The organism is Anaerovirgula multivorans (genome assembly GCF_900188145.1).
Lineage (GTDB): Bacteria > Bacillota > Clostridia > Peptostreptococcales > Natronincolaceae > Anaerovirgula > Anaerovirgula multivorans.
This window is the reverse complement of the sequence record NZ_FZOJ01000009.1, coordinates 101,700-127,900: the sequence shown is the minus strand read 5'-3', so window position 1 is coordinate 127,900 and position 26,201 is coordinate 101,700. Positions and strand designations below refer to the sequence as shown.

23 protein-coding genes are annotated in these 26,201 nt (G+C 34.2%); 3 read left to right on the top strand and 20 right to left on the bottom strand.

Annotated features, from left to right (window positions below):
* Positions 1-572 precede the first annotated feature (572 nt).
* From queF to CHB72_RS11390, 10 genes are all read right to left on the bottom strand, one after another.
* Positions 573-1,070, bottom strand: a complete 498-nt coding sequence (gene queF, locus CHB72_RS11430) for a preQ(1) synthase (RefSeq protein ID WP_089283005.1) — start codon at positions 1,068-1,070, stop codon at positions 573-575.
* Between the two features lie 68 nt (positions 1,071-1,138).
* Positions 1,139-1,651 carry a QueT transporter family protein gene (locus CHB72_RS11425; protein ID WP_089283004.1) on the bottom strand — a complete coding sequence of 171 codons (513 nt, stop codon included), beginning with the start codon at positions 1,649-1,651 and terminating at the stop codon, positions 1,139-1,141.
* A gap of 311 nt (positions 1,652-1,962) precedes the next feature.
* Positions 1,963-2,118: a hypothetical protein gene (locus CHB72_RS26535; protein ID WP_176431330.1), complete on the bottom strand. Its 156-nt coding sequence runs from the start codon at positions 2,116-2,118 to the stop codon at positions 1,963-1,965.
* Positions 2,119-2,388: 270 nt separating this feature from the next.
* Positions 2,389-2,730 carry a carboxymuconolactone decarboxylase family protein gene (locus tag CHB72_RS11420; RefSeq protein WP_089283003.1) on the bottom strand — a complete coding sequence of 114 codons (342 nt, stop codon included), beginning with the start codon at positions 2,728-2,730 and terminating at the stop codon, positions 2,389-2,391.
* A 207-nt stretch (positions 2,731-2,937) separates the two neighbouring features.
* Positions 2,938-5,244: a xanthine dehydrogenase family protein molybdopterin-binding subunit gene (locus CHB72_RS11415; protein WP_089283002.1), complete on the bottom strand. Its 2,307-nt coding sequence runs from the start codon at positions 5,242-5,244 to the stop codon at positions 2,938-2,940.
* A 4-nt stretch (positions 5,245-5,248) separates the two neighbouring features.
* Positions 5,249-5,695 (bottom strand): (2Fe-2S)-binding protein, encoded by a 447-nt coding sequence (locus CHB72_RS11410; protein ID WP_089283001.1) that lies wholly within the window; start codon positions 5,693-5,695, stop codon positions 5,249-5,251.
* Positions 5,692-6,483: an FAD binding domain-containing protein gene (locus CHB72_RS11405; RefSeq protein ID WP_089283000.1), complete on the bottom strand. Its 792-nt coding sequence runs from the start codon at positions 6,481-6,483 to the stop codon at positions 5,692-5,694. The genes CHB72_RS11410 and CHB72_RS11405 overlap by 4 nt, the downstream gene beginning before the upstream one ends.
* A gap of 152 nt (positions 6,484-6,635) precedes the next feature.
* Complete coding sequence (locus CHB72_RS11400) at positions 6,636-7,967, bottom strand: uracil-xanthine permease family protein (protein WP_089282999.1); 1,332 nt, start codon at positions 7,965-7,967, stop codon at positions 6,636-6,638.
* Between the two features lie 389 nt (positions 7,968-8,356).
* The gene (locus CHB72_RS11395; RefSeq protein ID WP_207652545.1) at positions 8,357-9,841 is read right to left on the bottom strand and encodes a TolB-like translocation protein; all 1,485 of its coding nucleotides are present in this window, start codon (positions 9,839-9,841) and stop codon (positions 8,357-8,359) included.
* A 116-nt stretch (positions 9,842-9,957) separates the two neighbouring features.
* Positions 9,958-10,368: a winged helix-turn-helix transcriptional regulator gene (locus CHB72_RS11390; protein WP_089282997.1), complete on the bottom strand. Its 411-nt coding sequence runs from the start codon at positions 10,366-10,368 to the stop codon at positions 9,958-9,960.
* 139 nt (positions 10,369-10,507) lie between these two features.
* Between CHB72_RS11390 and CHB72_RS11385 the strand changes: the two genes are divergently transcribed.
* A complete protein-coding gene (locus tag CHB72_RS11385; protein WP_089282996.1) occupies positions 10,508-11,686 on the top strand; it encodes an iron-containing alcohol dehydrogenase in 1,179 nt (392 codons plus the stop codon).
* Positions 11,687-11,926: 240 nt separating this feature from the next.
* On the top strand, positions 11,927-13,528 hold the full coding sequence (locus tag CHB72_RS11380) for a polysaccharide deacetylase family protein (protein ID WP_207652543.1): 1,602 nt from the start codon (positions 11,927-11,929) through the stop codon (positions 13,526-13,528).
* A gap of 438 nt (positions 13,529-13,966) precedes the next feature.
* On the opposite strand, the gene CHB72_RS11375 is transcribed toward CHB72_RS11380, so the two are convergent.
* From CHB72_RS11375 to CHB72_RS11365, 3 genes are all read right to left on the bottom strand, one after another.
* On the bottom strand, positions 13,967-14,674 hold the full coding sequence (locus CHB72_RS11375; RefSeq protein WP_089282994.1) for a SurA N-terminal domain-containing protein: 708 nt from the start codon (positions 14,672-14,674) through the stop codon (positions 13,967-13,969).
* Positions 14,675-14,990: 316 nt separating this feature from the next.
* Positions 14,991-15,629 carry an ATP-binding cassette domain-containing protein gene (locus tag CHB72_RS11370; RefSeq protein WP_176431328.1) on the bottom strand — a complete coding sequence of 213 codons (639 nt, stop codon included), beginning with the start codon at positions 15,627-15,629 and terminating at the stop codon, positions 14,991-14,993.
* 962 nt (positions 15,630-16,591) lie between these two features.
* Entirely contained in the window at positions 16,592-17,200 is a 609-nt protein-coding gene (locus CHB72_RS11365) for a DUF2059 domain-containing protein (RefSeq protein ID WP_089282992.1), read from the bottom strand.
* Positions 17,201-18,456: 1,256 nt separating this feature from the next.
* Between CHB72_RS11365 and CHB72_RS11360 the strand changes: the two genes are divergently transcribed.
* Positions 18,457-18,966 carry a GNAT family N-acetyltransferase gene (locus tag CHB72_RS11360; protein WP_089282991.1) on the top strand — a complete coding sequence of 170 codons (510 nt, stop codon included), beginning with the start codon at positions 18,457-18,459 and terminating at the stop codon, positions 18,964-18,966.
* A 174-nt stretch (positions 18,967-19,140) separates the two neighbouring features.
* Here the strand turns inward: CHB72_RS11360 and CHB72_RS11355 are convergent, their stop codons facing one another.
* The 7 genes from CHB72_RS11355 to CHB72_RS11325 all read right to left on the bottom strand — a co-directional run bounded on the left by CHB72_RS11355 (position 19,141) and on the right by CHB72_RS11325 (position 26,023).
* Positions 19,141-20,640: a hypothetical protein gene (locus CHB72_RS11355; protein ID WP_089282990.1), complete on the bottom strand. Its 1,500-nt coding sequence runs from the start codon at positions 20,638-20,640 to the stop codon at positions 19,141-19,143.
* Between the two features lie 41 nt (positions 20,641-20,681).
* Positions 20,682-21,392, bottom strand: a complete 711-nt coding sequence (locus CHB72_RS11350; protein ID WP_089282989.1) for a hypothetical protein — start codon at positions 21,390-21,392, stop codon at positions 20,682-20,684.
* A 730-nt stretch (positions 21,393-22,122) separates the two neighbouring features.
* Positions 22,123-22,830 carry a SurA N-terminal domain-containing protein gene (locus CHB72_RS11345; RefSeq protein ID WP_089282988.1) on the bottom strand — a complete coding sequence of 236 codons (708 nt, stop codon included), beginning with the start codon at positions 22,828-22,830 and terminating at the stop codon, positions 22,123-22,125.
* A 107-nt stretch (positions 22,831-22,937) separates the two neighbouring features.
* Positions 22,938-24,092 carry an acyltransferase family protein gene (locus CHB72_RS11340; protein ID WP_176431327.1) on the bottom strand — a complete coding sequence of 385 codons (1,155 nt, stop codon included), beginning with the start codon at positions 24,090-24,092 and terminating at the stop codon, positions 22,938-22,940.
* A gap of 145 nt (positions 24,093-24,237) precedes the next feature.
* The gene (locus CHB72_RS11335) at positions 24,238-24,759 is read right to left on the bottom strand and encodes a chromate transporter (RefSeq protein WP_089282986.1); all 522 of its coding nucleotides are present in this window, start codon (positions 24,757-24,759) and stop codon (positions 24,238-24,240) included.
* Complete coding sequence (locus tag CHB72_RS11330) at positions 24,746-25,318, bottom strand: chromate transporter (RefSeq protein ID WP_242975104.1); 573 nt, start codon at positions 25,316-25,318, stop codon at positions 24,746-24,748. The genes CHB72_RS11335 and CHB72_RS11330 overlap by 14 nt, the downstream gene beginning before the upstream one ends.
* Before the next feature lie 15 nt (positions 25,319-25,333).
* Positions 25,334-26,023, bottom strand: a complete 690-nt coding sequence (locus tag CHB72_RS11325; protein WP_176431326.1) for a GntR family transcriptional regulator — start codon at positions 26,021-26,023, stop codon at positions 25,334-25,336.
* Positions 26,024-26,201: the final 178 nt, after the last annotated feature.

Here is a 26,201-nt window from a genome sequence, read left to right as displayed (position 1 = left end):
AGTTAATATTGCATAAAAAATTAGTACTACCAGCAATAGTTTTCTACAGTAAGCTGGTAGCACTAATTAGAGTGAAGGAGAATGTAAAATATGCTGTTACAAAATTTATTACTTAAAAATTTGTTTGAAATAAATTGTTCCCTTTCTTCAAATATCTATCATTCCAGAATAAGTCAAAGTAAATCCTGCTAAATTCTTTTCTGCTAAATTCTTTTCTGTTAATTTCATTTGCTTTTGTACAATATATAGTACCTTTGTCATATTTAAAAGAAGGTAAGCCCCATTACTAAGCCTATTAATGCGCTCCAACAGTATAAATCTTTAATTCTTTTGTCCATAATTATCCCCCCTTAAGTAAATGCATAGGGAGAGCGCGATCTTTTGCTATCTAGCAAATTTTTCTTTTCATCTATTTTATCTAATAAATCCTTCATTAAATTTTCACCGTTTTCTAAAAAGATTATATTATATTTATCTATTATACTATATTTTGTACGTTATAAATGTTCTGTAAAAACAACAAAGACTATCCTCTCAGCAATCTGTTTTTCTTTATTACAAGTTAAATATAATTATCTATTATCTATTTTCTCTGGATACATATCATGCCACAATAATCTTTTCTCAGCCATGCCTTCCCATTTAGTTCCTTCTTTTCCATAATTACAATAAGGATCGATTGAAATTCCTCCTCTTGGAGTAAACTTTCCCCATACTTCTATATATTTAGGATCCATAAGCTTTATCAAGTCTTTCATAATAATATTTACACAATCTTCATGGAAATCCCCATGGTTTCTAAAGCTTAATAGGTAAAGTTTTAGCGACTTGCTTTCAACAAGTAGATTATCTGGTACATAAGAGATATAGATGGTAGCAAAATCAGGTTGCCCTGTCTTTGGACAAAGACTGGTGAATTCAGGACAATTGAATTTTACAAAGTAATCATTCTCTGGATGCTTATTGACAAAGCTTTCTAGTACTGCAGGGTCATAGTCATAATTGTATTTAACACCTTGATTTCCCAGCAAAGTAACCTCTTGTAGTTCTTTTTCATTTCTACCTTCCATAATAAAACCTCCATATGCTATTTTGTATCTTATCATCATAATTGTTTTTAATAACTCTACAATTTAACTTATTTTACCTTGTTTCTTAATTGCTTTACTAATACTACGCCAACTATTCCAGGAAAAATTTGTCCTATAACAATGCTAACCGCTAATATTTTATAAGGTACATTGATTAAATAGGATAACCATATGGGTACAATAAGCCCAGGACCAAATATTATTGGAAGTGCTATCAGCCAATCATTAAGTCTGTATTTTTTAATAAGGTACACTGAAGTAGAGGTTACTATCCCAACAAATAAACCACCCATCATGTCAAGCAGTCCTAAACCTCCCATTAATGTATTACTTAAAAAATTACTAATACCCATAGGGATAATCAAAAAAGGATAAATTGCAGTTAATGCATATAATGATGTTGCTATCCTTACTTGGAATTGACCAAAGGCAAAACCCTGTGTAAAGAACATAATTGCTATATATAATGCTATGACAATTCCCGAAATTGTAAGTTTATTAACTGAAGAAATACTTTTACTTCTTGACGAATTCTTTTCTAAATTTGAATTAATTTTCATAGAATGGCCTCCTAGTATAGTTTTCCCTGTCATTTTGAGCAAAATAAAAAGGGCTTACTTTGCCCATAAACTTGTCCTTGTTAAGTATTAGGTATAATTTACTGCAGCATCTTAAAATCTGTATAAACTAAAAAAAGGTCCATCGACCCTATAAATACAAATTTACTAATAAATACTTAATTGGTCCATAGTTTTGTTTATAGACAGGATGGTTTCGAACTGTCTTATTTACTTGTACAATGCATTATAGCACAGATTGCATATCACAGCAACCTGATTTTCTATTAATTTATTCTCCCCATTATGAAGGGTTACACATAATAATCTGCTATTATATGTTTTACTCCCATTTTTACAAACTCTTCTAATTGATTTTTAAAAGTAATTAAGTGCAATAAAGTGCGTTCTTCTTGAAATTTAACAAGAAAATCTATATCCCTATCTAAAACTTCTTCTTTTCTTGCCACAAACCCAAATACTTGGATTTTTGTTATCCGTACTTATTTGCCATATTTAATCTATCTTTTCTATTTTGATAAATTAATGCTTTCCTCTCATTTTTATTATCTATATTGAACCTTAGCGCTTTCTAGAAAGCTTCTACCTTATTTCTTCATTATAGCATATTCTATATATTACAAATCCTCTATAAAACAAAATAGATTGCCTATTTAGCAATCTACTTCAATCATATTAACAGACAACTAGCATTTGTTTATCAGCAATAAAATCATACTTTATTGATTCCCAAAAGGTAGGGAATTAGGTGGCCAATTTTCATCTCTAAGCACTAACAACGCCTCCATCATTTTAGGAAAGCCTCCAGTGGGAGCCACTAACATAATCGCATGTTCTATTTCTTCTAGAGTACAGCCACAGCGATAGGCCTTTCGGATATGGGTTCTAAGGGCAAATTCATACTGGCATGAAGCCGAGATAGCCACCTTAATCAGCCACCGTGTTTTTTCATCCAAAGGACCTCCCTTTTCATGCAGCTTATATCCGTAATTCTCATAGGCTTCATAGATTTCCTTATGCTTATCAATGAAATAATGTAAATTTCTTTCAATAACGTCCATCATATTCTCTCCTTTTCTCCTTTTGATATTATATAACATCAAGAATAATAATTTTTTAGAGGCTAATCATAGTTTTTTCTGTCTATCCCAAGTATTGACAACAGCCAAGCTGTTTTAGACTCTGAAGAAAAGTAAAATATAATTTTGTGAAAAAATAGAGAATACTAGCGTAACAAAATTCTGCTAGTTATTCTCTATCACTTTGTCTTATGATTTCTTATTCTCCAGCATCCCCATTAAGACCTTTTCTGGGGTGATTGGTAGATTTCTTGCATTTACTCCTACTGCATTATATACCGCATGAGCAATAGCAGCAGGGGGTGTATTAACAACCACTTCGCCAATGGATTTTGCCCCGAATGGACCCGATGGTTCAAAGCTGGATTCAAATTCTACTGTCAATTTACCAATATCCTTACGGCAAGGTATTTTATACTGCATTAAGGTATTTGTCTGCAACTTACCTTTACTACTATAGACAACATCCTCAAACATCGCCATACCAATCCCCTGCACCAAGCCACCCTCCGCCTGAATTGTAGCTAAGTTAGGATTAATTACGGTTCCACAGTCTATTACTGCAACATAGTCAATTAAGTCAATTTTACCTGTTTCCTTATCGATCTCTACCTCTGCAAAACCTGCGATAAACGGCGCTGGGCTAGTATCCCCTCCGAAGCTGCCATGGCCGATTAATTGGCTTTTACCTTCTCCAGATACAACCCGTTGTGCGATTTCATCTAGAGAAATTCTATTGCTTCCATCGATTTCCTTCACATAACCACCATCAAATTCTACAGCCTCCATAGATTGATTCAGAAATCTAGCGCCATATTCTATGATTTGTTCTTTTATATTCTCCGCTGCTTTTATTACAGCATTTCCTGTGACATAGGTTGTGCTGGAAGCGTAGGAGCCCGTATCAAAAGGCGAAATATCTGTATCCACTGCATGGACAATAATCTTATCCATTGGTATCTCCAATACCTCGGCTGCCATTTGTGCTAGTATCGTATCACTTCCTGTACCCATATCTGTAGAACCTAATAATAAGGTGAAAAAACCATCATCGTTTAGCTTAATGATTGTAGAAGCTGTGTCTATTTTTGCAATCCCAGATCCCTGCATGGTAATTGCCATACCTAGCCCTCTTACCTTTGTGTCACTTACCTCATAGCTTGGAAATTTTCGATCCCATTCGATTAACGCTTTGCCTTTTTTAACACAGCGGTCTAAGGCACAGCTTTCCATCTTAATAGGTGTACCATCATCCTTTTTACCTAGTACAGGGCTACTCTCTCCCTCTCTAATCATGTTGATTTCCCTTAATTTAGCTGGATCCATGTTCAATTTCCCTGCCAACTGATTGATGGCACATTCAAGGGCAAAGGTTCCTTGCGTTACACCATATCCTCTAAAGGCCCCTGCAGTCATTTTATTTGTGTAGACAGCATGGGCACGATAGCGTACTGCCTTAGCCTGATTATACAATGGAAGTGTTTTATATCCTGTCACACTAAATACAGTAGGGGCATGTTCTCCATAGGCTCCAGTATCAGCAAGACCCTCCATATCAATTCCTCGAATTCTACCATCTCTGTCTGCTCCCAGCTTTACCTTAATCCGCATTGCATGACGGCTAGTCGTACAGCTAAAGCTTTCTTTACGGTCATAAATGATCTTTGCCGGTTTTCCTGTTTTTAGTGTCACAATAGCAGGAAATACTTCTACTGAAGCTGTTTGCTTTCCTCCAAACCCTCCACCAATCCTTGGTTTAATGACCCTAATCTTACTGGCAGGTATTTGTAGGGCCCTTGCCAGTATCCTTCGAACATGAAAGGGAATCTGGGTAGAACTTACTACAGAAAGTCTCTCATTCAGATCTAGATAGCTAAAAGCTCGATAGGTCTCCATCATGGCATGGGACTGCGCCTGTATATAGTAGGTTTCTTCTACAATATGAGTGCATTCATCAAAAGCTTCTTCAATATTTCCTGCTTCAATGATTGTTGAAGAGGCTATATTTTTATGCTGATTAAAGCCGATATCAAAATTGATGTGCAAATTATCCTCTGGATGAATTACTGTTGAATGGCCAATCGCTTCTTCAAAGTCTAGAACCGGCTCCATCACCTCATATTCCACCTTAATTAGTTTCAGTGCCTTATTGGCTGTTTTTTCGTCCACAGCTGCAACGATGGCCACCTCATCTCCTACATATCTCAGAATCTTATCAAGGATTAATCGATCATAAGGGGAGGGCTCTGGGTAAGACTGCCCTGCCATAGTAAATCGAACATTAGGTACATCCTTATAGGTTAAAACACACTCCACCCCTGGTAAGTCTTCTGCCCTCGAGACGTCAATAGATTTAATTTCAGCAAAGGCATGGGGACTTCGGAGAATTTTTACGATTAATGCATTAGTCATGACAAGATCATCAGTATACACCGGTTTTCCTGTTGCAACATCCATTCCGTCTATTTTTTCAATTGGTTGATTGACAAATTTCATTATGTTAGACCTCCAAATACTTTTTAATCGCCCTTAGTTGTCCTGCATAGCCAGTACAACGACAAAGGTTTCCCACTAGGTAGTGTTGGATTTCCTCTTCAGTGGGTTTCTCTAACTCCCTCTTCATTGCCAATACTGTCATCACAAATCCAGGACTGCAGAAGCCACATTGTTCTGCTCCCTCTTTAACTAGAAATGAGGCAAATTCCTTAGCCTCCTCCTGTAATCCTTCTATGGTGGTAATCTGTTTCCCCTGAACAGTAGGGGCCAACGTAGAACAGGAAAGGGTAGGCCTTTCATTTATCCAAACAGTACATAACCCACAACAACCTGTATCACAGCCCCTCTTCACACTGGAATAACCATATCGTCTTAGGGCATCTACTAGAAACTCATCATTCGCTACTTCCATTTGAATCTTTTTATTGTTAATCGTAGCTTCTATTTTCATTTTAAAACCTCCATTATTCCTCGCTTCACTAAAGGAACAGCAATTGCCTGACGGTAAGTTTTCTGTCCCCTCATATTGGTACCGAAGTCCAACTCCTCCATCGCTATATTGGTCGCTTGCTTAATCATTGTTTCATTGACTTCATTATTGGTTAAATATTCTGATGCCTTTACTGCAATTTCTGCTCTCCTTGGTCTTGCCCCAATAACAATTTTCCAGTCATCGCCTTTTTTAGAAACTGCTACATTCAGAATAGGATAATCCGCAACAGAATTTCTCATCATCTGATAGGAGGCAATCCGATTGTTTTTGTGTAAAATCACCTTTACTAAAATATCCTTTGATGAACCATTTTTCAAGAAGGTTTCTAATGGCATGATCCCTCCATGATATAATTCTATATCAACGTCTAACGCCAGTAATGCTGTAATCAAATCAGAAAACCCATATCGCGAATAAACAGTTCCTCCTATGGTAACAACATTTCTAAACTGTACACCCAAGATGCTTTTTATAGATTTTGGTATAATACCATTGAAATATTGATTTAAATAAGGATTTACTTCCAGTGAACGAAAAGTCGCCATTGCTCCTATCTCAATGACATCTCCCTTATCATGAATAAAATCCAATTGCAGCTTTGAAAGATCAATTGCAGTGCCAATTTTCTTCTTGCTCATTTTTAAAAAGGCACAGCCACCTAATATTACGTTATTCCTCTTAGCTGTTAAAAACTGATATGCTTCCTCCAATGTTTCAGGCTGAACATAATGCTGTATTGTAAACACTCCAACTCCTCCTCGAAAAAGATCTGCTTTTTATTCAATCATCTTCACAATTTCATTCTATTTCATTGAAAAATCCAGCATAATTCTGAGACTTACCAGAAGCAAGTCATCTCATGCTGGATTCCTATTTATTATTCTAGGATCAATGTTACTTATACAGCCTTATTCTGTAAAACAGCTTTTGTTTCTTCTTGATCTTCTGGCAGAATAATATTCAAAAATATAGCAATTAATCCTGTAACTACGATGCCTGAACCTCCAAAAATCAACTTTAATGTTTCAGGTAAGTTCACTAACGCCTCAGGAACTGAGCCTAATCCAAACCCAAGACCCATAGCAACAGCAACAATAATACTGTTTTTTCCCTCTAATGAATCCTTAGTAATTAAGTTAATTCCACTGATTGCTATCATGGCAAACATAACGATAGCTGCTCCACCAAGCACACTTTGCGGCATAATTGCAACAACTGCTCCCACTTTTGGAAATAATCCTGCAGCGATTAAGAATACTGCACCTACTGCTACTACAAAACGATTCATGATTCCTGTCAATGCCACGATACCAACATTTTGACTGAAGGATGTATTAGGTAATACGTTGAAAACAGCAGCAATAGAACTACCAAGTCCATCCGCCATAACACCTCCCGCCAACTCTTTATCTGTGGCCTCTCGATTTGCTCCACCAATTGTAATTCCAGAGATATCTCCAACTGTTTCAACCGCTGTTACAATGTACATCAATAGCATTGCTATAATTGCATCCATTCGAAAAGTCATACCATACCTAAGAGGTGTTGGAAAGGCTATCCATCCAGCTGACCCTACTGCTGCAAAATCTACTTTTCCCATAGGTATAGCTACAATATACCCCACCATCAAACCAATTAATATGGATGACATACTAGTAATCCCTTTAGTAAATTGTTTGAAGAATAATATTGTTGCAAGTACAATTGTACCTAGCATTAAATTTGAAAAAGATCCAAAATCTGGTGTTCCTGCCCCTCCTGCAAAATACTTGATTCCTGTAGGTAGCAATGACAACCCGATTGATAGCAATACTGTTCCTGTTACAACAGGAGGAAAATACTTTCTTAAAGGCTTTAGAAAGACGCCTAAGAACATCTCAACAAACCCGCCGACAAAAGAAGCACCTAAAACACCTGCTAAGCCATACTTAGCTGAAATTGCCAAGCAAGTCGGTAAAAATCCAAAGCTTGTCCCTTGTACTATCGGTAATCTTGCTCCAATTGGTCCAATTGGATAGAGTTGAATTAGTGTTGTAATTCCTGCCACAAACATTGCTGCTTGAATTAAGAAGGTTCTTTCTTCAATCGGTAAACCCAAGGCATTGGCAATAATAATCAATGGGGTAACATTACCTGCAAACATTGCTAAAACGTGTTGTAACCCCAACGGAATTGCACTTCCTAACGATGGAATTCCATCGATGCTATAGACAGTATTATCTTTTTTCATTATTTTCCCTCCTGTGTTTTGGCTTGCCTTAATTTACTTTAGACAAATGCCACCATATTTTGATAAAACTATTATAACACTTCAATCAAGAAAATGCGAACTATTTTTGATGTTTTTTTTATATAATATGTTTTTTTACGTTTTATTTATAGTTCTAATTTGTTTAATGTTCGTGTTTGCTAAATAATCTTTAAAAATCAATAATACTTACTAGACTTTTGTGCTACTCTATCTATAGACCATCAAATCAATAGAAAAAGAAATTTATTAACCCAGATTCCAAACCTATAAGTGTTCATAAAAAAAGAAAAAGACTGAATTATCTTCTTCTTGTATGACCTACAACTATCTATTTTAAAATAGTATTCTTTATGCCTTCATTACTTTACTTACTCCAGCCCAATTAAGTGTTCTAGGTTACCCGAAGAAAGTTCTAAAAGCCAGATTTCTTCCTTGCCGCTGCGAGTGGAAATGAAAGCTAGTTTATCCCCTTTGGGCGACCATGCAGGATATAATTCATGAGCTGGGCCAGTGGTGATCTGTGTGATTGTACCATTCTCCCAGAGGTATATATCCCAGCTTCCTTCTTTATTAGATGTAAAAGCAACCCGCTCTCCACTTATGTCTACATCGGGATGTTTTTGATAACCGCTATCCATGCTTATAGGTACACGAAAGTTTTGCTCTATATTGTAAAGAAAAATTTCCGTTCCTTCCATTTTAAATGAATTTACCACATTAAGACTTTTCCAGTGGCTAGTTGCTAGGATTTCAAGATCCGATGATTGGCTAAATCTATCAAGATTAGATATCTGCCCTTCTCCTAATAAAAGTTGTATTAGTTCCTTCTCATTTACTTGGACAAGAAATAAATCATATCGGTAGGAACGACTATGATTATAACTCTTGTGGGTTTTTAAAGCCATTAGTTTGTTAGCTTTTTGCCAGCCTACAAAGATCTCCCCTTCTATCTTTTGAAGATCTTTACCGTCACTGTCGACCGTTGCCATAAACCTAGGTAAATCCGAATGGGCATCCTCTCCTGCCATGTCAAGCTGCAGGGCAATCTTTTTCCCATCAGGTGACCACCAAGAATACACATTAACTGGATAATCATCGTAAGTAATCTCCTTTAGGTCCTCGGCAGAGACAATTATATTTTCCTCTCGGCCTCTCTTTTTCACCGAACGAACTTCTGGAATAGAATAATTCTTATCTGGCAAAGCAATCATTTTTGTATACAAGATAGTACTATCATCGGGTGACCAGCTAGCCCTACCCGGCCAAGCAACCTCAGTAGCCACTAATTGTTCATTTCCATCCTTGACACTCACCTTCCAGAGCTCTGCAGTATCGCTCCTCTCCGATCGAACCAGATAAAGTATTTCTTTCCCATCATGAGACCACTGCAGGTCAGCAATTTGTTTGTCGCCCTGGAATTCCGTGTGGTAAGTAAGCTGAATTGTCTCGGACTTACCAGTAACTTCATTTTCTACGTCTTTAATTCGCAGTGTGTATTTGGTTTGAGATTGCAGTTTTTCCTGAAGTCGCAGGTGAACCTCCTTTACATACTGACCCTTGGTATTTTGAACTGTAAAATCTAATTCTGGTTCAAAAGAAACTGCTGATTCCACAACATCCGGATCAACTTCTTCTGTAAAAACCAATTGGAAGCCTATATCTTCTAAAGGCAAGAATAAATAAGAATCATCAGGCAGTACCATTTTTATAGGAGGCAGTACTGTTGTCATATCAGAGTTTTCTTCTTTATCCGTTTTTTCATTCGTGGCTGAACATCTACCAAGAAATAATACTGTTAGAATAGTCATGATTACAAAAATACTCGCATAGACGCTATTTGATTTTTGTGCCACAATCATTTCCCCCTTTCCAAAAAAATTTAACCTCCTATTGCCCCTTCTTTCTAAACAAAATAGACTGCCTCTTAGCAATCTATCTTTCTTAATTTACTTCCTTAACTATATATGTCTCAGTCCATATTATCATGATCATTTACCAGCAACTTTTTCTGTATGCCTTGTTGGCATAAATTATATTTTATGCTATATCCAAAATAATCGTTTCTATCAGCCCATCCACACATCATATCCAGAATAGGCAAAACCGCTCTTCCATTATCGGTAATTGTATATTCAACCCTTGGTGGCACCTCTGGATATGTCTTTCTTTGTATCAAACAGTGTGTTTCAAGCTCTCTTAATTGTTTAGTTAAGATTCTATGAGTTATATCTGGCATTAACTGTTGAAGCTGTCCAAATCTTAGGGTGCCAAACTCTCCAAGAAACCATAAGATGATAGGTTTCCATTTACCTCCTATAATATCAAAAGCTACTTCAATTTCACATGTTGCTTCTTTTGGTTTCTTATTTTTCTTAGTCATAAGCATCCTCCAACTCCTATCCTATAGTATCCTCCATGGTACTATGTATCAAAAAAGTGCATTCTTGTTAAAATATATAAAAATATTATACTATAAGTAATGATTCTAATAAACCTATTAACATCAAGGAGGTATTTTTATGATTTTTAACTACCATGTACCAACAAAAATTTTATTTGGCCCAGGAAAACTAAAGGAGCTTGCTAAAGAAACTCTCCCTGGTAAAAAAGCCTTAATCGTTATTTCTGCTGGTGGTTCCATGGTAAGGAATGGCTATTTAAATCGTGTCGTAGAAATTTTACACAGTAAGAGTATAGAGCATGTTATCTTTGACAAAATCTTGCCTAACCCTATTAAATCTCACGTTATGGAAGGAGCAGTCCTTGCACAGAAAGAAGATTGTGATTTTGTAATTGGTCTAGGGGGTGGCAGTAGTATTGACTCAGCAAAGAGCATTGCTGTTATGGCAAAAAATCCTGGGGATTATTGGGACTATATCAGTGGGGGAACTGGAAAGGGGATGCCTGTACCAAACCCTGCACTTCCTATAGTAGCCATAACTACCACAGCTGGAACTGGTACAGAAGCTGACCCTTGGACCGTTATTACCAAAGAAGAAACCAATGAAAAAATCGGCTTTGGTAATACATATACATTTCCTGTACTATCAGTAGTTGATCCAGAGCTTATGTTGACAGTACCCAAACATCTCACAGCTTATCAAGGTTTTGACGCACTTTTCCATGCCGCAGAGGGTTATATTGCAAATATAGCAACACCAATCAGTGACGCGTACGCTTTAAAAAGTATTGAGTTAATAGCTAAATATTTGCCTACATGCGTTAAAGATGGCAATCATATTGAAGCCCGTACTCAGGTAGCTCTAGCCAATACGCTTTCCGGCTTCGTAGAAGCCACATCAAGTTGTACCTCAGAGCATTCAATGGAACATGCACTTAGTGCCTATTACCCTGATCTTCCACATGGTGCTGGACTTATCATGCTATCAGAAGCCTATTACACATTCTTTTCCTCTAAAGTGCCTAAGCGATTTGAAGCTATGGCAAAAGCCATGGGTGTTGATGTAGACTTACTTCCACAGGAGGAACGTCCTATGTCTTTTGTTAAAGCCTTAGTAAAACTTCAAAAAGACTGCGATGTATTCAATCTTAAAATGTCCCAATATGGTATCAAAAAGGAAGAAATTCCTTCATTGGCTGAAAGTGCACGCCAAACAATGGGAGGCTTATTTGAACTAGATCCTTATACTTTATCTCTTGAAGAAACTATAGAAATAATGGTCAACTCATACGAATAAAAATATACTAAATCCCTTCAGAGTCTTTTCCTGGATTGAATAATATCATAAACGTAAAATAGTCTCTGCCTTTTAATAAGGTGGAGTTTTTTTTATGCCCACATTTACAGAATAAATATTGTATTTTTTTAAAATTATTTAATATATATGTTTATAAAGAAATAGTAATTTATACAAAAGACTAAACAAAAAGGTTTCTTAGAAATACTAATACTATATACGTAGAAAGAAGGAATGGATATGAATTTTAGAGTGTTAAGCAAGCTATTGTTAGCTTTATTAATAGTATCCATAATATTGTCAACAGTAATTGATAATGCGTTAGCACAAGAAGTAGAAGTAATAGAAGAAGAAATAGCAGAAGTAGAAGAAGTAGTAGACCAATTCAATAAATTTGCAGATGTTCATTCCCAAGATACAAATCCCCATTATGATAGTATTTACAGAGTAGCAAATGCAGGAATCATGCAAGGATTTACAGATGAAATATTTGATCCAAATAAACCTGTAACAAGAGGAGAATTAGCTGTAATTTCAGCAAAAATGTTAGATATAAAAGAAGCTGAGAATGAAAATTTCCAATTAAATGATGTTCATGAAAATCATTGGGCTTATATGTATATAACGTTGGTGTTACAAGAAGGACTAATGAAAACAAAGTCTCCTTATGAATTCAAATCAGAAGAAAATGTAACAACAGAAGAAGTAATACATGCACTGAAAGGTTTAAATGAAATAGAAGAAAAAATGTCAAAATTAGAAATAACTAGGGGTGAGATGGCTTATTTAATTGATGTATGGTTCAATGAAGTGAGAAAAGAACCCTTAAGCATGCCGGATTTAATAGACCTATATGATGAATCCATGTTATCGACAGAAAACTTTATTTATACACTATTAGGAAAATATTCCCCCAGTTCTAAAGTAATAACCACAAAAGCGTTGGCTGATATTTTAGTAGAAGAAGTAGAATTAACATATGACAGCTATCTATACTATAGATATGAAATTAATGACACAGCAAATTTAAACATATTAAAGATGTATAGTGAGGGGATACTGCACTCAGATTCTAATGGTAATCTATTTCCGAACAAAGAATTAACAAGAAAAGAAGCAACGGAAATAATATACAAATTATCTAACCCTATTATTCCAGAAAGACCTGAATATATAGCAAGAAATCATATTCCAGTATTAATGTATCATGAAATAAACACATTACCAACAGATGGTCCAACAGGTTTATATGTAAGTCAAGATAATTTTATAAAGCAGTTAGATGCATTAAAAGAAGAAGGATATAATACAATAACAATGGATCAGTTATATAATCATTGGGAAAATAATGTGCCAATACCACCAAAACCAATAGTATTGACATTTGATGATGGTTATATATCTCATTATAATTTTTCGTCAGTAGAATTAAATAAAAGGGGTATGACCGGAACATTTTATATTATAAGTTCTATGGTTGATGTAGATCATATAAGAACTTCAAATAGATTAAAGGAAATGTATGAAGAAGGAATGGAAATAGGTAGTCATACAGTTACCCATATTGATGCAAGATATAGTAACAATGCAAGAATAGCTAAAGAATATAAGGAGTCAAAAGAATATCTAGAAAAAGTAATAGGTTCAGAAATAAGCCATTTTTGTTATCCAATAGGAGGTGTTACCCCTTACGCAAAACAAACATTGAAAGATTTAGGTTATAAAACAGCAGTAAGAACAACTCATGGCAAAGCCAATAAGTCACAAGGCATGTATGATTTAAGAAGAATAAGAATAGATTATAACGATAGTATAAGAGGATTTTTAAACAAGATAAAATAGAAAAAGAATAGTTGCATTTCGTATGGCTCAATACTTTGATTTTATTTGCAATCATATTACTCATTAATGGATTCCGTACAGAAAGTAGCCTTTTAAAAAGGAAACTCTATTATTGCAGGGATATTCTTTACTTGTATAGGAATATTATCATTATCGTTGTACTATTTACAATAGCGTATTGCTTCTATACTTAAAAAATACAGAGATTTTTTCCCATGGGACATCAGCTGGGCATAGTTCAAAACCTACATGTAATAAACGACTCAGGATATTGAATCTATTCCTGTGTTAAAGTTATCCCATTCAATTGGCTCATCTAAAAAAAACATCTTCGATGCTTTCGCTAGGAAACGCTAGGTTTCTTTCGACGACAGCAAAGCTGTCTGAGCACCTTCCTGAAGGCGGGCAGGGGATTTCATCCCCTACAACCCCTATTTTTTATATAAATATTTCAATTTCACTGTTTTCCATTAATCTTTCTACTATCTGTCCTACTTGCTCTTGCTCTTTCCCTTGTTTAATTTCCGCTTCTAACTGATTTTTTACTTCCTCAAAGGTTGGGATTTCTTGAGCTTCTTCTGTCTCCTCCAACTGTGTCTCTAATGACTCCTTATATTGTTCATACATTTCCTTCACTTCATCTTCTTCTACAAGTACTTCTTCTATTTCACCATCTATAAACTGTGTAATTTTTATGTCATTAGCCAGTGCTGTTTTGAATTCATTCTCTGTAAATCCGCTGGCTTCTAGGGCTGCTTGAAACTCTTCTTCCGTCTGAAACTGCCCTTTTACTTGTGCAAACTCTTCTTCTACCATTTCCTCTGGAGCTTCATACCCCTTTTGCCCCGCTGACTGTAGCAGTACTTCTTCTTGAACTAAGCTATTGATAGCTTGCTGTTGTATTTGTTCTAAGAATGCTTCTCCTTCTTCTTCTAAATCAAATCCTTGTTGTTCATAATTTAAAAGCATTCTTTCAACACTATCTTGAAACACCTCTATACCAATATCTACCCCATTAACAGTAGCTACTTTATCACCTAGTTCACCTAGATTATTGGTTAAACCACCGTCTCCAGAAGTACACCCCATCACAAGGATTCCTACTAACCCTACAACGATAAAAAACAAATTTATTTTTGAAAACATACAAAACTCCTTCCATCTTTAAAATTATATTTTGATACAGTGCCTATGTTAACATACCATAGAAAAATTTCAAATTTCATTCAGCTGCCCTATTATGTTTATTAAATCTACCTAATGTTATTTTTTTGCATTTCTTATAGTCCATCTTAAGCGTTTTTGTTCATTTAATACAAACTGGCCAAGCTGCTTTTTATGCTCAATATAGTTTGAATAATTGCCGCTTCTTATACAAATACTGCCCTTTTCAAGCTCTGCAATTCTTGTTGCTACTCTATCAAGAAAATATCTATCATGGGATACAAAGAGTATTCCCCCTTCAAATTTTTTTTAGAAAGCTTTCAAACCATTCAGTTGCATGTATATCAAGATGATTTGTAGGTTCATCAAGTATAAGCAAATCTGGTTCCTCTAAAAGAATCCTTGCAACTGAAACACGCATTTTTTCTCCCCCACTTAGCTTACTAAGGGGAGTACTTAAGGATTCCTGGCGTAAGCCTAGACCAAGAAGAATTTTTTTTATTTTTGTTTCAATTGTATATCCATCCATAGTCTCGTATCTTATAAGAAGTCTTGAATACTCATCCATTAGATTCTTATATTTAGCAGCGTCTGAATCATAGCTTCCCTCAGCCTTTTGTTTTTTAAGTTCTCTTAACTTTCTTTCAAGCCTGTAGACCTTTTCATAATGAATGACTCTTTCGCCGCTTTTTTCATAGGATTCAACTTCCTTCAAATCCTGACTGAGATAACCCACTTTAATATTCCTTGCTGTAATTACACTTCCTCCATCACTATCCTCAAGTCCCATAGCAATTTTAAGCAGTGTGGTTTTTCCAGCGCCGTTAGGACCTATTAGCGCCACTCGCTCTCCTCTTTCCACTCTTAAACTTACACCATTTAAAACACTTTGATTTCTATATTCTTTATCTATATTCTCAAGTACTAATAAACTCATTTTCATTTCCTCCCTTATACTCAGTAATTTACTAAATTAAAAGACCGTAGCATACCGCGGCCCTAATTAGTGCATAGGGAGATGATTTTCCAAATGCGCAAATAGTACAAAAAGCCGCGGACAGTGACATTGTCCACAGCTTAATTTACAACAAATACCATACATACCCCAAAAGAGGATAGCATAAATATCAGCATCAAAAACGTCAAATACATCAATATGATATATTTAACTGCCAGTACGACGCGGAATAAAAAGTACTCAAAAAGACCATTGGGGATAATATTTTCCCAACAGAAAAAAGCAATGTTTATATGTTTGTACAAACAAGGCTGAAATCCTTTTACTTTTAATTTCGGCATCGGCTACTACTGGCTTTAGCTCCGGACAACGCTCACCGATTATATAAGCATCAATCATTGCTGGAGCTCAGGCCACGACCATCTGCCGGCACATTTGAAACATACTTTTTCATAGTATAATCCTCCTGTACTGGCTGTACTTTTATTCTATACATATTTTAGCATAAATAGTAATGTAATGCAATTTTTCTTTATTGCTCCCCAGTACAGAAAGGTAAATATTTTTCGCACTGATTTTCAAGGTGATTTAATGGAGACTTTACACACAGTCTGCCTTGATACATCTCTGTTCTCATGAAAAAGGAGCTGCCTTCTTCAACGATATTTGTTTTGCTCAGTTTTTCAGAAAGATAAAAAGGAGCTGTCATTTCAACTAAATCATTTTAGACAGCCCCTCACACTTTATAGTACAAAAAATTTACTTCTTTAATATTGTATTAATAAACTTAACTCCTATTTTTCTCCAAAAACACTAGTAGTTTTTCTAATGTTGTAGTCAATTTATTTACTGAATTATTTATTTTCAAGAAAATAAGCATAATCCCTACTATTATTAATAATCCTAAGAATAAATAAGCAGAAGGTAAAAAATCTATCATTTTAGACCTCTTTCCAATAATTAACTTGTATCGTACCTGGAGTGCTTGTTAGTGATATTTCAGTTTTAACCTTTATTGTCAGTGGATAGGCTCCAAGTGCCTTCATAGTGTAAGAGCCGGTTCCTCCAATAATTGTTTCTTGATTTTTATGCACCCAACTCGAGGTGCCGTCGTTGGTATACCCTACAGGTGGAGAAAAATCTTCTGATGTGCTGGTAGCATTTAAGTGAGTAACTTCATTAGATGCAGTGTAGTAGACTCTCAAAATCATTTCTCCTCCTAATAGTTTATCAGCTTTTAATGTTGTAGTATTCACTCTATCTCCATCTACAATATCATGATAATCAGTTCCACTTAATGTAAATTCATCTTCTATAGCTTTATCTTCAATAATAACAACTCCACTTAAGTCTCCTATACTAACTGGAATTTCAATGTATTGATCGGAACATAGCTCAATGTTCGCATTATTTGCTTCATTAATCATAGCATCAAACAGCATTTCAATTTGATCAATTTCAATAATAGCTTCTGGTGAAGCTTCTGCAAAAGCTACAGATGTTGGCATTATCAATAAAGCAAATATTATAAAACATAAAACTTTTTTCATTGGGTTTTCCTCCTATTTACTGGTAATATTTTTACACTTGAAAGTCAAGTCTATCCTCAAATTCTTCACATATGTTTCTTTGTAATAATTTTAATGCTAAAATAATACTATAGTGACTGCTAGATAATTATCTGTATATGCTTCACAAGGGCTATTGCAGATATCTTTTCAGTCACTTTTTTGGAGAATCTCTAGAAACCTTGTCCATAAAATCTCACCCCTCTCGAATATATTTTTAAACTTTGTCTTTTCGATTAGTAAACATATCTTGTAATTAAAGACACCCTTACCATATCATAAAATTTCCATTATTCAATATAATTGTAACGAAATGGGAGTGAAATGTAATGAAATGGGATATAAAACTTTTTCATTACATCTTAATCCCATTTCATTACAGTTCAATTGTATGTTTTTTACAATTATGTTATGATTTGATATAGTTATAGGAATCAAAGGGTTGGAGTCAAGGGTACGACTTATATTATAAGTTAGTAAGATATTTAAGAGAGTTGCAACTAAATTCAATTTTACCTTTTTCATCAATTAAAGAAGCTACAAGAGTGACTTCCCAATATCAATTCCTAAGTATAACATTACCATCACCATAATAAGTAGCATTTTGGATAGTTCCTCTAATCTGATAAACAGTGTTCCTGATCTGTAATCAAGCTCAAATGCATAACCTTCATCTCTTCTATATTGAGCACGAGTATATTGTGTATAACTTCTACCTCTATAAGTTAAATCACTCCCGTCTATTAGGTCATAATAAAGATAGCATGAATCACCTTGTTTTGTTATTAAGTGATGAGACTGCCTAATTGACGAGTAAGAAAAGCCTCTTTAGTGGTATCAATATTAGTAGCCTTTTCATTTTTTTCTTTAAATTTGTAGACTTATTAGTACTTTGTTATCGTTTTTGTTGTTTTTTGTATTCATAAGAATTCTCCCTGCTGTTTACTACTTTAGGTTATTTTTATCAAAATTGAGCTATCTTATTTTACTTTCATTGATTTTCCGCCTCTTCGTTTATGGTGGAATTTTAAATGATATTTATAGATGAAATTTATAAATAAAATATTGCATATTAATACCTATTAATGTATAATTATAAAATGTAAGGTGGCATTTAGTGTTCCTACACTGGTTTCCTTCGATTATGATAATGGAGCCACCCATATGATAATACAGGCAGAAAAGACCTTTAGCTGGCGTATATGTATGGAAAAAATAATAATTTGGAGTAACAATATATGGATATGATAATTAGAAAAGCTGATATTTCAGATATCAAAGATATATATAATATAACAAGAAAGGCCTTTAATAAGTATGCCCTAAACCTTGGTCTTCCCCAGAGGGTCTCTGCCCTTAAAGAGACGGAAGAAATAATAAAGGATGAGCTTGCCAATAAAAACATACTGATTGCATGTTTAAACAACGAAGCCATTGGTTCCATACGTTACGAAATAATGCCAGGAAACATTGCATATATTAGTCGTTTTGGTGTTAATCCAACCATTCAAAACAATGGTATAGGCAAAGCCCTTTTTCTAGGAGTGGAGGATGCTCTTATAAAAGCAAATATTAAAGCCGTAACCCTCCATACTGCATCAAAGGTGACAGCCCTTATTCACTTTTATAATAATCTGGGCTTTTATATTCATTCAACCACTTCTGACAGAGGGTATATAAGGGCATTATTGTGCAAGGAATTCATTCATGGTGAATCACTGGATTTATCTTGTGTGCAAAGTATATGATCAGAGATCGAAATTTGCTTCTTTCTATTTGAAGCTTTGAATTACGCTTGTAAAATCAGCGTTTTTAGCATTTTAACGTTAAAAAGGTCGCAGGTTATTTTGTTATACCTACGACCTTTTTCTAATGATAGGAGGGCACCTTTTCAGCGTCCTCCTATATTGAGGGTTCTTTTACTATTTAAATGAACTTTGCACTTCATATAGTAATACTATAGTCATAAAATCATTTGGGTATTCATCATATAATTCCTGTAGTAGTTTCAAATTTACTCCTGATTTATTTGCTATTTTCCACATTTCATCATATGCTTCAGACTGATATTTGTACATAAGTGAAGCCAAGTAATCATCAAGCCAATATACATCAGCTAGACCTTCTTTTACTTTTCCCATGTAGAAATTTTTATCATGATTTTGACCATTTTGTCCTTTACTGAAATCAATCCTCTCATTAAGCCATTGTTCATGAATAGCCCTTAGCATTTCTTGATATTCTCTTTGAAGTTGTTCCTTTTCTTCACATAATTTTTCGTACTCTTTTAGAATTTTATCTAAATGTTCAAGTTCTTCTTGTTTCCTTAAAGCAGCATTATATTCTTCAACTGAAGAATAACCATTTTCCTGAGCTTTTTTTAAATCCTCATTTTCTATCTCCGCTACTTTTTCTGAGACATTACCAGCTATGCTATTTACCTTAGCTTCAATAGCTTTAAAATCATTGTTTATATCATCTAGTTCAGTCTTTAATTCCTTTAATATTGAGATATATTTGCTATCATTACCTTTTCCTTCAGTCATAACATCAAATGAATAATATTCTAATTCTTTTGTAGCTTTTTTTAGCAGTTCAACTATATTATTAACTTTTACTATTGTCTGTTTATTTTCTAAGGTTTTTACATTAGAAAAACTTACACTAGAATTATTTTTTTCAACTTTTTTAATTAACTCAGCTCCATTTTTCTTATCCTTAATAAGTTCATGAGCTTCCTCTAGCATATCGTACGAGGCTTTAATAAGATCCAAATTTGCTTTTAATTTCTTGTAGAAAGTATCTTCTGTTTGATTAAGTGAATTAGTAATAACTTCCCCAGTTTGAGTTATTACATAGTAATTATATGCTTTACTAAAGGCTTCAATAAATATTTTTGATTCTTCTTCAATATGCTTTACTACATCATTAGCAGATTTTGTATCATTAGTAGCGATATATAAATCATAGGTGTCAAGGTAATTCACAAATTTCTTTAGGCTTACAAAGCTGGTTACCAAGTGCTCCTTACTATATGCATATTTACTTTCCGTTGCAAGATTAGATGCCTCAGCTGACATTGAACTAATTTTAGTCATAAGACTGTAACATTTACCTGTAATACTTTCGCCAGAAGAATCTGAAAGACTATTTTTTAAGATTATAGCTTCTTTATAATAAATCATCAATATCTCAATATAATCCTTATACAATTTATTATATTTTTCTTCCTGCGATAAAAGCTCCCACTCAACAAGTGCTTTTTCTTTTTCAGCTGCTTCAACATTGGTAATGGCTTCATACCACAATGCCTTATCAATTTCTACTTCAGCATTGTTCTCTTCTGCATATGAACCAGAGAGCATTGTGAACATACTTACAATTACAATAAATACTACCAATTTTTTTGATTTTAACTCCATTTTTATCACCCCTAATTTATTATATAATATCTTTATAAAATCTATATGTCTTCTTTTGATTGTTCAAATGTCCAAAAATACTTTGAAATGGTGAACCCTATAGCTAGAATAATAAATATAAGTACATTAAGCATAAATAATTCTGCTTTTCCAACCCCGCCACTAGGAACATCACTAAAATCATTCCATAGTTCTCTAGATATATCTATTCCATTAGCATCAAATATTTTTACAGTTGGAAAGTGCTGTTCATTATCCACTTCATATATATTTAAAAAAGCATTACCTTCAACATTGTCATTAAGCAATTCTAATGTATCATCTATTGTAAATATTGGATAAGCCTTATACGATACTATTTTATCGCTATAACCGCTGCCTCCAACGGCTATATAATTACCTTTTGAAGTTGTAAAACCATAACCGACAATATAAAAATTGCCACCCCCATAATTAGTACTTCTTATCTGGTATTTGCCATTTATACCTCTATGCAATGGAGTGAAACCAAAAAGACCTTCTACATCTCTGTCACCATAAAAAACTAAAAGCTTATTATCCACCTTTGTTCTGCCTATGATAACTGGATTTTTAACACCACGATTGCTTCCAAAAGGGGTAGTGAACTCCATAATAGCTTTTTCTATGTCAACATCATTATCTCTTATGTTATATTCAGCATGATATAATTGGTATGCTATAAATATAGCTAACAACATTACAATACTTGCAATTATTTTATTTTTCTTCATTTATAATGTCTCCCTTTTCATTACTTGCAGATGATGCCAAGTAAATAGTTAATTAAACCCTATTTGTTTCTTCTTGTTTCTTCTTGTTTCTTCTTGTTTTTTCCCATAAATTATAAAAAACTCTTGATACATGCCCTCAAAGCACCCTCGCCAAACATATTGTTAGCAGATCGTGGATATTGCTATCTCTGGGTCAGCTCTACTAAATGTGCGGTTTCATTAAATACCATTTTTAAACGATGCATCAAACATTTCATACGGTGGAGGGTAACTAGGCCAGTCCGCACGAAAGTCGAGGTCTTCTCTATTCATTTTGCGAATAATAAAACTATCCTTTTTAATTGGTAATTTATCTATAAGCACCTCCTTGCTTTAATCCGCGCATGGACACGCGGCCTTTACTTCCCATTTCGTAGAACGGTCTCGTGTTTGCAACGTTCCCCAAAGGAATACCCCTTTACAATAGCGTATTGCTTCTATACTTAAAAAATACAGAGATTTTTTCCCATGGGACATCAGCTGGGCATAGTTCAAAACCTACATGTAATAAACGACTCAGGATATTGAATCTATTCCTGTGTTAAAGTTATCCCATTCAATTGGCTCATCTAAAAAAAACATCTTCGATGCTTTCGCTAGGAAACGCTAGGTTTCTTTCGACGACAGCAAAGCTGTCTGAGCACCTTCCTGAAGGCGGGCAGGGGATTTCATCCCCTACAACCCCTATTTTTTATATAAATATTTCAATTTCACTGTTTTCCATTAATCTTTCTACTATCTGTCCTACTTGCTCTTGCTCTTTCCCTTGTTTAATTTCCGCTTCTAACTGATTTTTTACTTCCTCAAAGGTTGGGATTTCTTGAGCTTCTTCTGTCTCCTCCAACTGTGTCTCTAATGACTCCTTATATTGTTCATACATTTCCTTCACTTCATCTTCTTCTACAAGTACTTCTTCTATTTCACCATCTATAAACTGTGTAATTTTTATGTCATTAGCCAGTGCTGTTTTGAATTCATTCTCTGTAAATCCGCTGGCTTCTAGGGCTGCTTGAAACTCTTCTTCCGTCTGAAACTGCCCTTTTACTTGTGCAAACTCTTCTTCTACCATTTCCTCTGGAGCTTCATACCCCTTTTGCCCCGCTGACTGTAGCAGTACTTCTTCTTGAACTAAGCTATTGATAGCTTGCTGTTGTATTTGTTCTAAGAATGCTTCTCCTTCTTCTTCTAAATCAAATCCTTGTTGTTCATAATTTAAAAGCATTCTTTCAACACTATCTTGAAACACCTCTATACCAATATCTACCCCATTAACAGTAGCTACTTTATCACCTAGTTCACCTAGATTATTGATTAAACCACCGTCTCCAGAAGTACACCCCATCACAAGGATTCCTACTAACCCTACAACGATAAAAAACAAATTTATTTTTGAAAACATACAAAACTCCTTCCATCTTTAAAATTATATTTTGATACAGTGCCTATGTTAACATACCATAGAAAAATTTCAAATTTCATTCAGCTGCCCTATTATGTTTATTAAATCTACTTAATGTTATTTTCAATGAATTCCTTGGAAATCCATGCAGTTTTCTTGGATACGGGTTTTATATCTGTTTCCTTAGGTCTATTAATACGTCCTACAATATATTTTCCTATGCTGAATTTACTTATTACAAGAGTACTTATAATAGAGGCTGCTATGCTTCCTATGAATAACAGGCTCAACACAGAGAGGGGGTGTAGATTTATATAAGAGGTGTTTTGAACAAGTTGTACCCCTAGATATAGAAACACCATGTGTAAAAGATAAATACTAAATGAAAAACGACTAATAATTATAAATATGCTGGGTATATCCGTTATTTTAACTGCAATGTAATAAATGAAAAAAATCATACTTGTGGCAAAAAATATCATATCGATTCTCTTTGAGTCATTCATGGTTAAAACTTCACTGAGATATAAATATCCTACTACTGTTGCTGCAACAAAAGGCAAGAAAATCACTTTTCTTCTATGGTATCTTAATATTTTAATAAAATCATCATAATACTTACCACAATAATAACCCAATGCAAAGTAGAATATCCAAGATAGAAAGCTACCCCAGGAAAGACCATGCCATATATATTGCCCATAGGGAATATTAAAAGGTTCTACAAAATTAAAGAATCCTAAGTATATTAAGTTAATCATAAGAGAAATACTTAATACCTTTTTAGGTGAAGCGCTACTTAGATGTCTATGCAAAAGCAAATGTAAGAAATAGAATTGAAAAACAACAATGATAAAATATCCATGTCTATAAAATCCAAAGAGTAAGTTCCTCATTACATACATGCCAAAGGTTCTTATTATCGTCCCTTCTACAAAATTGTTTGCCTCATGCGTCATCAGTACTGCATAAATAAAGCTCATAGAGATATAGGGTGATATAATAAGCTGGATTCTCTTTTTCATGAAATTTTTAGGTATTTCCTCAGTATAAGAGTAAGATAGCAAAAACTCTGATAAAAAAATGAAAATTGGTGTCCCAAAAGTTAACAATAATCTTAAAGTCATTAAGGAAGTTTCTTGATAGCTTGGTAATTGCGAATCATAAAGTTCTACAACTCTAGTAATAGAATGTAGTAAAACAACACATACACAAGCTATACTTCTTAGTAAGTAAACCTCCTTAACTGTTCTTTTTGACATCATCTCCCCCCTTCAAATTCTAAACTCCTTTTCTTCCCCTAAAGTTAGAACTGTTCCCAATAAAATAGCTAAGGAAATGATTATTCCTTACCATCTTACTTGTAGCTCCAAAATCTTAAGTGTAATTTCATTCATAAATTTCCTCTTATATATAGAAAAATACACCTAAACATGCTGAAACGAAAATTGTAGCAATGGGATGTATTTTAGTTTTATTAATAATAATCAACATTAAAGTGACAATTAAAAATGTAGTATAATCAAAAATACTTGTTTTTCCAACAGAATAGGCTGACGCTAAAATCAATCCTATTAATGCAGGACGCAAACCTTCAAAAATAGATTGCACTGTTTTAGATTTATTAAATTGAAGAAGATATTTTGATAAAATCAAAATCATAATCGTCGGTGCAAGAACAACTCCCATTGTACTAACTATAGACCCTAACACTCCTCCGATTTTATAGCCTATAAAAGTGGCACTGTTAATAGCAATGGGTCCTGGTGTCATTTGGGAGGTAGCTATAATATCAATAAAACCTTCGTAATCAATCCAATTATTTTGATAAATAACTTGTTTTTCTATCAGTGGAAGCATCGCATAGCCTCCGCCAAAGCTAAAAATGCCGATTTTAAAGAATGCTAGAAATAATTTAAAATATATCATGATTTGCCCTCTTTCTTTTATTCTTTATTAGACGATTTTTCACAATACCAGCTACAGAGGATACTACTACGATAATGAATGGATTGATGTTGAAAACGGCAATACTGATAAAACTAATAACTATCATACTAACCATGAACATGTTTTTTTTCTTCATATCTTTCAGTAGACGAAGCCCTGCTGTGGCTATTAAAGCAACTACACAAGCTCTAATCCCAATAAAAATTGCATTGACAATGGAGTAGCTCTTAATGGTAGTAAAAATGGCCGCAATAATTAGAATGATAAAAAATGATGGTAGTATTACTCCTAATGCTGCTGCAAGTGCTCCTAGCAGTCCCTCCAATTTATAGCCGATATAAACAGCGTTATTAACAGCTAAAGCTCCCGGTACAGATTGACAAGCAGCCAAAGAATCTAAAAATTCTTCCTTCTCAATCCAATTATTTTTTTCAACAACTTCTTTTTCGATCAGAGGAATCATTGCATAGCCCCCACCAAAGGTAAAAGCACCTATTTTTAAAAAAATTATAAATAACTTTAAGATACGTCGTTTCAACTTTCTACACCTCATTTAATAAAGTTCTGTATAAAACTTAAATTTATCTCCCCTAATAATACTTCGTCTTAGCTCAACAGGCTTATTTCCTGGTGCCAAAGTAATCCTCTCTGTATAAAAGACAGGAGACTGCCGTGGGATTTCAAGCAAGTTTGCCTCAATTTCATCAGATATTTTGGGCTCAATATATTCTTTAGCTTTAATAATTTTGACACCATATTTTTCTTCCAAGAGATCATATATCGATTTATTCTCTAAATCTTCGTTGATTATATTTCCAGCTATATACTCGGGAATATAAGATGTTTCAAGTATCATAGGAATGCTATTAAACAATCGTAGCCTTTCAACCTTAAAAAGAAAACTTTTTTCATCAACTTGTAGTTTTTCAGTTAAATCCAGCGTAGGTGTTATTTTTTCTTTGCTAATTACTTTAGAGCCTATATCATAAGGTGAGTTTTTAAATTCCCTTCCAAAACTATAAAATTTTAATAAGCTCTGTTCAATTTTAGGGGACTTAATGATCGTGCCTTTCCCTTTTTCTGTATAAATAAGTCCTGCATTTTTTAGTTCTTTTAGAGCATTTCTGATAGTAGCTCTTGTAACACCAAATTCTTCTGCTAGGACAGTTTCTGAAGGCATTAATGAATTAACCGGATAGATATTATTAAATATTCTTTCTTCTAAAATCTCTTTAATTTGCAAATAATAGGGTATTCCCTTCTCCTTATTGAGGCTCTTCATCCTTTTTTCCTCCTAGATAATTTATTAGTAAATCTGTAGTTCTTTTAATTAATAATACCTAATATAAGTATTGCCTATTAATATTATACGCCATGTTTACTTGTGCATACAAGTAAACATGGCGTATTTTTGTAAAGAG